This window comes from Pantoea sp. KPR_PJ, assembly GCF_041386365.1.
Classification (GTDB): Bacteria; Pseudomonadota; Gammaproteobacteria; order Enterobacterales; family Enterobacteriaceae; genus Pantoea.
The window spans coordinates 410,592-422,483 of the sequence record NZ_JABMIK010000003.1; the positions used below are offsets into that span (position 1 = coordinate 410,592).

Genomic DNA, 11,892 nt, shown 5'->3' on the forward strand with positions numbered 1-11,892 from the left:
TGGATAGAACATCATGAACTTACACGAATACCAGGCGAAACAGCTGTTTGCACGGTATGGTATGCCGGCACCTACCGGCTACGCCTGCACTACGCCACGCGAAGCGGAAGAAGCGGCCTCTAAAATTGGTTCAGGCCCGTGGGTAGTGAAATGTCAGGTTCATGCCGGTGGACGCGGTAAAGCGGGCGGCGTGAAAGTGGTTAACAGCAAAGAAGATATCCGGGCTTTCGCGGAACACTGGCTGGGCAAACGTCTGGTAACCTACCAGACTGACGCAGAAGGTCAGCCGGTCAACCAGATCCTGGTGGAAGCGGCAACTGACATCGATCAGGAACTCTATCTGGGTGCAGTGGTTGACCGCGCGACCCGTCGCGTCGTGTTTATGGCCTCCACCGAAGGCGGCGTTGAGATTGAAAAAGTGGCGGAAGAGACGCCGCACCTGATCCATAAAATGGCGCTCGATCCGCTGGCGGGGCCGCAGCCTTACCAGGGCCGCGAGCTGGCGTTTAAACTGGGTCTGACCGGCAAGCAGGTCAGCCAGTTCACCAAAATCTTCATGGGCCTGGCAACGCTGTTCCTGGAGCGCGACCTGGCGCTGGTTGAGATCAACCCGCTGGTCATTACCAAACAGGGCGATCTGGTCTGCCTCGACGGCAAACTGGGTGTGGACGGCAATGCACTGTTCCGTCAGCCGGAGCTGCGCGAAATGCGCGATCCGAGCCAGGAAGATCCGCGCGAAGCACATGCCACGCAGTGGGAACTGAACTACGTTGCACTGGAAGGCAACATTGGCTGTATGGTCAACGGTGCAGGTCTGGCGATGGGCACCATGGACATCGTTAAGCACCATGGCGGCCAGCCGGCTAACTTCCTCGACGTGGGCGGCGGCGCGACCAAAGAGCGCGTAACCGAAGCCTTTAAAATCATTCTCTCCGATGACGCGGTAAAAGCCGTATTCGTTAACATCTTCGGCGGCATCGTGCGCTGCGACCTGATTGCCGACGGCATCATCGGCGCCGTGGCTGAAGTGGGCGTCAACGTACCGGTTGTGGTACGTCTGGAAGGGAACAACGCTGAGCTGGGCGCACAGAAACTGGCGGACAGCGGACTGAATATCATTGCAGCAACCAGCCTGACAGACGCGGCACAGCGCGTTGTTGCGGCTGCGGAGGGGAAATAATGTCTATTCTGATCGACAAAAACACTAAAGTGATTTGCCAGGGTTTCACTGGCGGTCAGGGTACGTTCCACTCTGAGCAGGCGCTGGCATACGGCACCCAGCTGGTTGGCGGCGTGACGCCAGGTAAAGGCGGCACCACGCATCTGGGCCTGCCGGTGTTTAACACCGTGCGCGAAGCGGTAGAAGCGACCGGCGCAACGGCGACCGTGATCTACGTTCCTGCGCCGTTCTGTAAAGACGGTATCCTGGAAGCGATCGATGCAGGCATTAAGCTGATTATCACCATCACCGAAGGCATCCCGACGCTGGATATGCTGACGATCAAAGTGAAGCTGGACGAAGCAGGCGTGCGCATGATCGGGCCAAACTGCCCGGGCGTGATCACCCCAGGCGAATGTAAAATCGGCATCATGCCGGGTCACATTCACCAGCCGGGCCGCGTAGGTATTGTGTCGCGCTCAGGCACCCTGACCTATGAAGCCGTCAAGCAGACCACTGACATCGGCTACGGCCAGTCCACCTGCGTCGGAATCGGTGGTGACCCGATTCCGGGCTCTAACTTCATCGACATCCTGAAAATGTTCCAGGATGACCCGCAGACTGAAGCGATCGTCATGATCGGTGAGATTGGCGGCAGCGCAGAAGAAGAAGCCGCAGCGTTTATCAAAGATCACGTTACCAAGCCGGTTGTTGGCTACATCGCTGGCGTGACCGCGCCGAAAGGCAAGCGTATGGGCCATGCAGGTGCCATCATTGCCGGTGGTAAAGGCACGGCGGACGAGAAATTTGCCGCGCTGGAAGCCGCAGGCGTGAAAACCGTACGCAGCCTGGCGGATATCGGCGACGCGGTGAAAGCCGTACTGCCAGCAAAATAAGCCAGCCTCGCTGACGTTCAGGCCACCTTAACCGGTGGCCTTTTTTTTGTCTGTATAACAGAGAGCACAAGGGCAGGGAGCAAAAAAGCAAGGCGAAATAGGTCGTTGCTGCTGAAAGGCGACGTTAAAAAATAAAGTTAAAGGTAATCTGTTTTTTATTTGTTTTATTTATTTATGACAATTAATTAACAACATTACTGACAATACATATCTGAAAAAATAAAGCGTTAATCCAGATCAATGACACGCGATATTTAACAAACTTTACCGCTGGCAAAGCCGAAGCCAACCGGTTTAAATTGCGCTGCATCAATTCAGTCCTTTCCAATAAAAACCCGGAGATTGTGCCAGGCGTTTCTCCGCCAACGCTGCCGCCTGCTCCTTTATTCCTGCCTGAAATGGACTGAAATGAGCTCAGGGGATTTGCACCAGGGTTACTCGCTTATGTCGGGCTATGGATAGCGTTGATCCGCTGGTAACAAAAAACTGGAAACAATAATCAGACGTTCCTGAACCTTATTCTGCGCATCAATGCCAGCCGTTTGACGTTGTTATTCGCAGAAGACGTTCATGCGAGGAGCAAGGAGTCACTATGTTAGATATCGTCGAGCTGTCGCGTTTACAGTTTGCCTTGACGGCGATGTACCATTTCCTGTTTGTTCCGCTGACGCTCGGTATGGCGTTTTTGCTGGCCATTATGGAAACGGTTTACGTCCTGAGCGGCAAACCGATTTATAAAGATATGACCAAATTCTGGGGCAAGTTATTTGGTATTAACTTTGCGCTGGGCGTGGCCACCGGGCTGACCATGGAGTTCCAGTTCGGCACCAACTGGTCCTATTACTCCCACTATGTGGGTGACATTTTTGGTGCACCGCTGGCCATTGAAGGGCTGATGGCGTTCTTTCTGGAATCGACCTTTGTCGGTCTGTTCTTTTTTGGCTGGGATCGCCTGAGCAAGAAGCAGCACCTGGCCGTGACCTGGCTGGTGGCGCTGGGCTCCAATCTCTCTGCGCTGTGGATTCTGGTGGCCAACGGCTGGATGCAAAACCCCATTGCCTCTGCGTTCAACTACGAAACCATGCGTATGGAGATGCTGAGCTTTTCCGAACTGGTGCTTAACCCGGTGGCGCAGGTGAAATTTGTCCATACCGTGGCGGCGGGCTATACCACCGGCGCGATGTTTATCCTCGGCATCAGCGCCTGGTATCTGCTTAAAGGCCGCGATATCGCCTTTGCGAAACGCTCTTTCGCTATCGCCGCCAGCTTTGGCATGGCTGCGGTGCTGTCGGTAATCGTACTTGGCGACGAGTCAGGTTACGAGATGGGCGATGTGCAGAAAACGAAACTGGCGGCCATCGAAGCGGAGTGGGAAACCCAGCCTGCGCCTGCGGCTTTCACGCTGTTCGGCCTGCCCGATCAGGATAAGCAGGAGAATGACGATGCGGTGCAAATCCCCGGTTTGCTTGGCTTGATTGCTACCCGCTCAATCGACACGCCCGTGACCGGGCTGAAGGATCTGATGGCGCAGCATGAAGTGCGTATCCGCAACGGTATGAAAGCCTATGCGCTGCTTAATGAACTGCGCAGCGGCAGCAGCGATCCGGCGGTGCGTGACGCCTTCAATCAGCACAAACAGGATCTCGGCTATGGTCTGCTGCTGAAACGCTATACGCCCAACGTAACAGATGCCAGTGAGGCGCAGATCCAGCAGGCGGTCAAAGACTCTATTCCGCGCGTGGCACCGCTCTATTTTGCTTTCCGCATTATGGTACTGGCAGGCGTGCTGCTGCTCGGCATTATTACCTTCTCTTTCTGGAGTGTTATCCGTAATCGCATTGGACATCCTCGCTGGCTGCTGAAAGCCGCGCTTTACGGTATCCCGCTGCCGTGGATCGCCGTCGAAGCTGGCTGGTTTGTCGCAGAGTATGGGCGTCAGCCGTGGGCCATTGGCGAAGTGCTGCCGACATCGGTCGCCAGTTCTTCACTGACGGTAGCCGATCTGCTGTTCTCGATGCTGCTGATCTGCGGCCTCTACACGCTGTTCCTCGTGGCAGAGATGTATCTGATGTTCAAATTTGCGCGTCTGGGACCGAGTAGTCTGAAAACCGGACGTTATCACTATGAGCAGGTCGCAGCGTCGGCTGAGCCAGTGCGCGAATAAGGAGAGCAACCATGTTTGATTATGAAGTTCTGCGTTTTATCTGGTGGCTGCTGATCGGTATCTTGCTGGTGGGATTCGCCATTGCGGACGGCTTTGATATGGGCGTGGGCATGCTGACGCGTCTGATGGGGCGCAACGACATTGAACGCCGCATTATGATCAACAGCATCGCGCCGCACTGGGATGGCAACCAGGTGTGGCTTATCACCGCAGGCGGTGCGCTGTTTGCAGCCTGGCCGATGGTTTACGCTGCGGCATTCTCGGGCTTCTATGTGGCGATGATTCTGGTGCTGGCCTCGCTGTTTTTTCGTCCGGTAGGTTTTGATTATCGTTCTAAAATTGAAGATATGCGCTGGCGCGGCATGTGGGACTGGGGCATCTTTATTGGCAGCTTTGTTCCGCCGCTGGTCATTGGCGTCGCCTTTGGCAACCTGCTACAGGGTGTGCCGTTCCATGCCGATGAGTTTCTGCGTCTGGAGTACACCGGCAACTTCTTCCAGCTGCTCAATCCGTTTGGCCTGCTGGCAGGGGTCGTGAGCGTGGCAATGATCCTGACGCAGGGCGCGACCTATCTGCAGATGCGCACCAGCGGTGAACTGCATCTGCGCTCACGCACGGTGGCGCAGGTGGCGGCGCTGGTGATGCTGGTTTGCTTCGCGCTGGCGGGCGTCTGGGTGAAATATGGCATCGACGGTTACGTCATTACCAGCGCCATCGATCACCACGCAGCGTCGAACCCGCTGGGTAAAACCGTGGTGCGCGAGGCGGGTGCCTGGCTGGCGAACTTTAACCATATGCCGGCGCTGTGGCTCTTCCCGCTGCTCGGCGTGGTGCTGCCGCTGCTGACGGTGATCTTCTCGCGCGGCGAGAAGGGGGGCTGGGCGTTCGTCAGCTCGTCGCTGACGCTGGCGTGCGTGATTATGACCGTCGGCATTGCGCTGTTTCCTTTTATCATGCCGTCGAGCATTGAACCCGGCATGAGCCTGACAATGTGGGATTCCACCTCAAGCCAGCGTACGCTTACCGTCATGACCTTTGCCGCCATGGTATTTGTGCCGATTATTCTGATCTACACCAGCTGGTGTTACTACAAGATGTACGGTCGCATTACCAAAGAACATATTGAGCGCAACACGCACTCACTCTACTGATTAAGGAGACGACGCATGTGGTATTTTGCCTGGATTCTCGGCACGCTGCTGGCCTGCGCCTTTGGCGTCATCACCGCGCTGGCGATTGAACACGTTGAAGAACGCGCAGCAGAGGATAAGCAAGCCTGATGCGCAAGCTGATTCGGACCTCATACCGTCTGATGAATAAAGGGCCTTTGCGGGCCCTTTCACTCCTGCTGGCGCTGATTGTCGCAGGCTGTCTGTTCTGGGATCCCTCACGCTACGCCGCGCATACCAGCACCCTGTCGGTATGGCAGGGGATGCTGGTGATTTGGGCGGTATGTGCTGGCGTCATCCATGGCGTAGGCTTCCATCCACGCCGCACGCGCTGGCAGGCACTGTTCTCTCCGCTGCTGGCCCTGGCTGGCCTGCTCGCTGGCCTTTACTGGTTCTGGCGTTGATGCGCTAACAGCCGTGCAGAAGCGTCAGCGGCAGGTCAAGAAATCTGCTGAAAATCCTTCCATTTGTTTCCGTCTGATAATTATTTTCTTCTGGCTCTGGCATCCCATTCCCAACCCCAAATCTCTTGCGTATAGTAGCAACGTTTAAAAACGAGACCGGGATGTAGAGTGAGTACAACGCTGTTTCGCTGGCCGGTTCGGGTCTATTACGAAGACACCGACGCCGGTGGTGTGGTTTACCATGCCAGCTATATTGCTTTTTATGAACGAGCACGTACCGAAATGCTGCGACAGCGCCATTTCAATCAGCACACCCTGCTGGAAGAGCAGGTCGCTTTTGTGGTGCGGCGCATGACGGTGGACTATGTTTCAGCGGCACGTCTCGACGATCTTCTGGAGATTCAGAGCGAAGTGACAGCAATGACGCGCGCAACCATGACATTTTCCCAGCGTATCGTGAATGCAGAAGGCAAGGTCCTGAATGAAGCAGAAGTCCTGATTGCCTGCATCAACCCACATCTTATGAAGCCGATTGCGCTTCCCAAGTCTATTGTCGCGGAGTTCAAGCAGTGACTGACATGAACATTCTTGATTTGTTCCTGAAGGCGAGCCTTCTGGTCAAACTTATCATGTTGATTTTGATCGGCTTTTCCATTGCCTCATGGGCCATCATTATTCAGCGTACCCGCATTCTGAATGCGGCAGGACGCGAGGCGGAAGCGTTTGAAGATAAATTCTGGTCTGGCATTGAGCTGTCACGCCTCTACCAGGAGAGCCAGGGACGCCGCGAAGAGCTGAGCGGCTCAGAGCAAATTTTCTATGCGGGCTTTAAAGAGTTTGCCCGCCTGCACCGCGTTAACAGCCACGCGCCGGAAGCAGTAGTGGAAGGAGCGAGTCGCGCGATGCGCATCTCGATGAACCGCGAGCTGGAAACGCTGGAAAACCATATTCCTTTCCTCGGCACCGTCGGCTCCATCAGTCCCTATATCGGCCTGTTTGGCACCGTCTGGGGGATTATGCACGCCTTTATTGCGCTGGGCGCGGTCAAACAGGCCACGCTGCAAATGGTTGCTCCGGGTATCGCGGAAGCGCTCATCGCAACTGCCATCGGTCTGTTTGCTGCTATTCCAGCGGTCATGGCTTATAACCGACTGAATCAGCGCGTGAACAAGCTGGAGCAGGGCTATGACAACTTTATGGAAGAGTTTACGGCCATCCTGCACCGTCAGGCTTTCTCCAGCGAAAACGCGAAGTAAGCGGAGGTAAACCATGGCCAGAGTACGTGGTCGCGGTCGCCGCGATCTGAAATCGGAAATCAATATTGTTCCGCTGCTCGACGTTCTGCTGGTGCTGCTGCTGATTTTTATGGCAACCGCGCCGATTATCACGCAGAGCGTTGAAGTGGATCTGCCGGACGCCACCGATTCAAAAACGGTCTCCAGCGATGATAACCCGCCGGTGATTGTTGAGGTCGCCGGAGTTGGTCAGTACAGCCTGGTGGTGGATCACGATCGTATGGAACAGCTGCCGCCTGAACAGGTGGTAAGCGAAGCGCAGCGTCGCATTGAAGCCAATCCCAAGACCGTTTTCTTGATCGGCGGTGCGAAGGATGTGCCTTACGATGAAATTATAAAAGCGCTAAACCTGCTGCATCAGGCGGGCGTTAAATCTGTCGGTTTGATGACGCAGCCGATTTAAAGTCGAACCGTTTTTGGGAACCGAGTGTGTCGAAGGCAACCGAGCAAAACGAAAAGTTAAAGCGCGCGATAATAATATCGGTGGCTCTGCACGTTGTGCTGATCGCGCTGCTGGTCTGGAGTTCGTTTAACGAGAAGATTGAGGCGAGCGGCGGTGGCGGTGGCAGCGATATCGACGCCGTAATGGTCGATCCCGGTGCGGTGGTCGAGCAGTACAATCGTCAGCAGAATCAAAAAAGCGACAGTCAGCGCGCTGAGCAGCAGCGTCAGAAACAGGCGCAGCAGCAGGCTGAAGAGTTACAGCAAAAACAGGCCGCTGAACAGCAGCGTCTGAAAGCGCTGGAAAAAGAGCGTCTGCAGGCTCAGGAAGCGGCGAAAGCGCAGGCTGAACAGCAGAAACAGGCTGAGGCGGCGGCGAAAGCCGCGCAGGAACAGCAGAAAGCCGCCGAAGCGGCCGCTGCGCAGGCGAAGGCCGATGCGAAAGCCGAAGCGCAGGCGCAGGCGAAAGCCGCGGCTGAAGCAAAGCAGAAAGCAGAAGAGCAGGCGAAACAGGCTGCGGCTGACGCGAAGAAAAAAGCGGAAGAGCAGGCGAAAGCCGCCGCGGCGGCCGCCGCCAAAGAAAAAGCGGTAGCGGACGCGAAGGCCGCGGCGGAGGCAAAGGCCAAAGCTGATGCCGATGCGAAAGCGAAAGCCGCCGCTGATGCGAAGGCGAAAGCCGCGCAGGAAGCGAAAGAGAAGGCCGAGGCCGCGAAAGAAAAGGCTGCTCAGGAAGCGAAAGAGAAAGCCGAGGCCGCGAAAGAAAAGGCTGCTCAGGAGGCGAAAGAAAAAGCCGAGGCCGCAAAAGAGAAAGCAGCCGCTGAAGCAAAAGCCAAAGCCGATGCCGCAGCAAAAGCGAAAGCCGATGCGGCAGCCAAAGCCAAAGCCGCTGCGGACGCGAAGAAAAAAGCCGCTGCGGAAGCGGCGAAAAATGAAAGTGACGTAGACGATCTGCTTGGGGGACTCTCTTCTGGTAAGAATGCACCGAAAAGTGGAACGGCTGGTGGCGGCGCGGCAGGGCAGGGTAGTCAGAAGAAGGCCGGTGCATCAGGCGCAGAGATCAACTCTTACCTGGGACAGGTTGTGGGGGCGATCCAGAGCCGCTTCTATGATGCTGACACTTATCGCGGTAAAGAGTGTAACCTGCGTATCAAGCTGGCACCGGATGGTTTGCTGATTGACGTCAAAGCGGAAGGCGGTGACCCGGCCTTATGCCAGGCTGCAATCGCGGCGGCGAAGCAGGCTCGCATTCCTAAGCCGCCTTCGCAGGCCGTATATGAAGTGTTTAAAAACGCTCCAATGCGTTTCAAACCGGAATAATGCAGTAACCCACGGCAGGTTGAACTAAGGTTAGCTTGCCGTATGTAGTGAATACTCGTGTTTTTCAGGAACTGTGCGAATTATCGTGAACTCAGGTTCAGGTAAGGGAGAAAAGATGAAGCAGGCACTTCGTGTAACCTTAGGTTTTTTTGTTCTGCTGTGGGCAGCAATGCTCCACGCAGAAGTACGCATTGAAATTACGCAGGGCGTGAACACCGCGCGCCCGATTGGTGTGGTGCCGTTTAAATGGGCGGGTTCAGGTGCAGCGCCTGAAGACGTTGGCGGCATTGTCTCGGCTGATTTACGCAACAGCGGCAAATTCAACCCTATCGATCGTTCACGTCTGCCACAGCAGCCTACCAGCGCGCAGGAAGTGCAGCCTGCCGCCTGGAGTGCCCTGGGCATTGACGCGGTCGTCGTCGGCCAGGTTACGCCTAACCCAGATGGTAGCTATCAGATTGCCTATCAGCTGGTGGACACCGGCGGCGCACCGGGAACCGTACTGGCGCAAAACTCATACAAAGTTACCAAACAGTGGCTGCGCTACGCTGCGCACACCGCCAGTGACGAAGTGTTTGAGAAGCTGACCGGTATTAAAGGGGCATTCCGTACCCGTATCGCCTATGTGGTTCAGACCAACGGCGGTCAGTTCCCGTATGAGCTGCGCGTCTCCGACTACGATGGCTTTAATCAGTTTGTGGTGCATCGCTCACCGCAGCCGCTGATGTCACCGGCCTGGTCTCCAGACGGCAGTAAAGTTGCCTACGTGACCTTTGAAAGCGGTAAGTCGGCGCTGGTGGTACAGACGCTGGCTAACGGTGCCATTCGTCAGGTTGCCTCTTTCCCGCGCCACAATGGTGCGCCGTCTTTCTCACCAGACGGGACAAAACTTGCGTTCGCGCTCTCTAAAACCGGCAGCCTGAACCTGTATGTCATGGATCTGGCCTCTGGCCAGATCCGCCAGGTTACCGACGGTCGCTACAACAGCACTGAGCCAAGCTGGTTCCCGGACAGCCAGACGCTGGCTTATACCTCGGACCAGGCGGGAGCGCCTCAGATTTATAAAATTGGTATCAACGGCGGTGCGCCACAGCGTATTACCTGGGAAGGGTCACAGAACCAGGATGCGGATGTGTCTGCCGACGGTAAAACCATGGTGATGATCAGCAGCGCCGGTGGCGCTCAGCACGTCGCCAAACAGGATCTGGTAACGGGAGCCGTTCAAACGTTAACGAGCACGTTCCTGGATGAATCGCCAAGTCTGGCACCAAACGGCACAATGGTCATCTATAGCTCTACTCAGGGGATGGGTTCCGTGCTGCAGCTGGTGTCAACCGACGGGCGTTTCAAAGCGCGTCTTCCGGCAACTGATGGACAGGTGAAATCACCTGCCTGGTCGCCGTATCTGTAATGCATCAGTCTTCCGCACAGCGGGGGACTACATGTATGACAAACACTATAACAGGATAAGAAAATGCAACTGAATAAAGTGCTGAAAGGGTTGATGCTGGCTCTGCCGGTTCTGGCTGTAGCCGCTTGTAGCTCACACAAAAACAACAACAATGACCAGTCTGGCATGGGTGCTGATGGCGCTTACGGCAACGGTTCTGGCATGAACGGCAGCGGCAACATGTCTTCTGACGAGCAGGCGCGTCTGCAGATGCAGCAGCTGCAGCAGAACAACATCGTCTACTTCGGCCTGGACAAATATGACGTCCAGTCTGATTACGCTCAGATGCTGGACCAGCACGCCGCGTTCCTGCGCAGCAACCCGTCATACAAAGTGACCATTGAAGGTCATGCGGATGAGCGCGGTACGCCAGAATACAACATCGCACTGGGCGAACGTCGTGCTAACGCCGTTAAGATGTACCTGCAAGGCAAAGGCGTGTCGGCTGACCAGATGTCTATCGTTTCTTACGGTAAAGAGAAACCGGCTGTTCTGGGTCATGACGAAGCGGCTTACGCTAAAAACCGTCGTGCCGTACTGGTCTACTAAGAGAATCACATGATTAGTAACTTCAGACTTCATCTTTTAAGTCTGTCGTTACTGGTTGGCGTAGCGGCCCCCTGGGCCGCTAATGCCCAGGCGTCAATCAGTAGCGTCGGCTCTGGCTCGGTCGAAGACCGTGTCACCACTCTTGAACGAATTTCCAATGCCCAGGCACAGCTTCTGCAACAGCTGCAGCAGCAGATGAGCGATAACCAGAGCGATATCGATTCGCTGCGTGGGCAAATCCAGCAAAACAGCTATCAGCTTAATCAGGTGATCGAGCGGCAAAAGCAGCTCTATCAGCAGATCGACAGCCTGAGCAGCAGTGGTGCCAGCGCTTCCGCGCAAAGCAGCGGGGATGCGCCAGCGGCCAGTGCTGATGCCGGTGCAGCGGCGGGTGCCGCAGGCGCTGCCGCGTCATCCGCGGCGCCCACACAGAGCGGTGACGCCAACAGTGACTACAACGCTGCGGTGGCGCTGATTCTGGAAAAGAAACAGTATGACCAGGCGATTACTGCGCTGCAGGCGTGGGTCAAGCGCTATCCGGATTCAACCTACCAGCCGAACGCTAACTACTGGCTGGGTCAGTTGAATTACAACAAGGGTAAAAAAGACGACGCGGCCTACTATTACGCCACCGTGGTTAAAAATTACCCGAAGTCGCCAAAGGCTGCTGAAGCGTTATTTAAGGTTGGCGTCATCATGCAGGAGAAAAACGATACGGCAAAAGCCAAAGCGGTTTACCAGCAGGTGATAAAACTTTATCCCAATACCGATTCAGCAAAACAGGCGCAAAAACGCCTTTCCGGGCTGTAATTTGAGCAGCCAGCACCAGATTTTGCCTGATTTCTGGTCTGGCAGCATGAAAGGTAAGCAGTTGAACCCACTGGCGGAAAATAAGGGTTGCGCTACCTCGGTAAATCAGTAATATATGCCGCCGTTGCCGGGACAGAATGTAAATGTGTCTGGCAAGCCTGAAGATGGGTCGTTAGCTCAGTTGGTAGAGCAGTTGACTTTTAATCAATTGGTCGCAGGTTCGAATCCTGCACGACCC

At 55.5% G+C, this 11,892-nt stretch carries 13 protein-coding genes and 1 tRNA gene; all 14 read left to right on the forward strand.

From position 1 onward, the window contains the following. The first annotated feature begins 13 nt into the window (after positions 1-13). Complete coding sequence (sucC, locus tag HP564_RS10480) at positions 14-1,180, forward strand: ADP-forming succinate--CoA ligase subunit beta (RefSeq protein ID WP_371242702.1); 1,167 nt, start codon at positions 14-16, stop codon at positions 1,178-1,180. Beyond that, positions 1,180-2,055: a succinate--CoA ligase subunit alpha gene (gene sucD / locus HP564_RS10485; RefSeq protein WP_371242704.1), complete on the forward strand. Its 876-nt coding sequence runs from the start codon at positions 1,180-1,182 to the stop codon at positions 2,053-2,055. Before sucC ends, sucD begins: the two co-directional genes overlap by 1 nt. A gap of 592 nt (positions 2,056-2,647) precedes the next feature. After that, a complete protein-coding gene (gene cydA / locus HP564_RS10490) occupies positions 2,648-4,219 on the forward strand; it encodes a cytochrome ubiquinol oxidase subunit I (RefSeq protein WP_371242706.1) in 1,572 nt (523 codons plus the stop codon). Positions 4,220-4,230: 11 nt separating this feature from the next. Beyond that, positions 4,231-5,370, forward strand: coding sequence for a cytochrome d ubiquinol oxidase subunit II (cydB, locus tag HP564_RS10495; RefSeq protein WP_371242708.1), 1,140 nt, complete (start codon positions 4,231-4,233; stop codon positions 5,368-5,370). A gap of 15 nt (positions 5,371-5,385) precedes the next feature. After that, positions 5,386-5,499, forward strand: a complete 114-nt coding sequence (gene cydX, locus HP564_RS10500; RefSeq protein WP_371242710.1) for a cytochrome bd-I oxidase subunit CydX — start codon at positions 5,386-5,388, stop codon at positions 5,497-5,499. Next, the gene (gene ybgE / locus HP564_RS10505) at positions 5,499-5,792 is read left to right on the forward strand and encodes a cyd operon protein YbgE (RefSeq protein WP_371242712.1); all 294 of its coding nucleotides are present in this window, start codon (positions 5,499-5,501) and stop codon (positions 5,790-5,792) included. Before cydX ends, ybgE begins: the two co-directional genes overlap by 1 nt. A 168-nt stretch (positions 5,793-5,960) precedes the next feature. Further along, positions 5,961-6,365: a tol-pal system-associated acyl-CoA thioesterase gene (gene ybgC / locus HP564_RS10510; protein ID WP_371242714.1), complete on the forward strand. Its 405-nt coding sequence runs from the start codon at positions 5,961-5,963 to the stop codon at positions 6,363-6,365. Continuing rightward, the gene (gene tolQ / locus HP564_RS10515) at positions 6,362-7,048 is read left to right on the forward strand and encodes a Tol-Pal system protein TolQ (RefSeq protein WP_371242716.1); all 687 of its coding nucleotides are present in this window, start codon (positions 6,362-6,364) and stop codon (positions 7,046-7,048) included. Before ybgC ends, tolQ begins: the two co-directional genes overlap by 4 nt. Positions 7,049-7,061: 13 nt before the next feature. Continuing rightward, positions 7,062-7,490, forward strand: coding sequence for a colicin uptake protein TolR (gene tolR / locus HP564_RS10520; protein WP_371242718.1), 429 nt, complete (start codon positions 7,062-7,064; stop codon positions 7,488-7,490). 26 nt (positions 7,491-7,516) lie between these two features. Then, a complete protein-coding gene (gene tolA / locus HP564_RS10525; protein WP_371242720.1) occupies positions 7,517-8,845 on the forward strand; it encodes a cell envelope integrity protein TolA in 1,329 nt (442 codons plus the stop codon). A 115-nt stretch (positions 8,846-8,960) separates the two neighbouring features. After that, a complete protein-coding gene (gene tolB, locus HP564_RS10530) occupies positions 8,961-10,256 on the forward strand; it encodes a Tol-Pal system beta propeller repeat protein TolB (RefSeq protein ID WP_371242722.1) in 1,296 nt (431 codons plus the stop codon). Between the two features lie 63 nt (positions 10,257-10,319). Further along, positions 10,320-10,844, forward strand: coding sequence for a peptidoglycan-associated lipoprotein Pal (pal, locus tag HP564_RS10535; protein WP_371242724.1), 525 nt, complete (start codon positions 10,320-10,322; stop codon positions 10,842-10,844). Positions 10,845-10,853: 9 nt separating this feature from the next. Then, positions 10,854-11,654, forward strand: coding sequence for a cell division protein CpoB (gene cpoB / locus HP564_RS10540; RefSeq protein WP_371242726.1), 801 nt, complete (start codon positions 10,854-10,856; stop codon positions 11,652-11,654). A gap of 166 nt (positions 11,655-11,820) precedes the next feature. Next, a tRNA-Lys gene (locus HP564_RS10545) sits at positions 11,821-11,892 on the forward strand.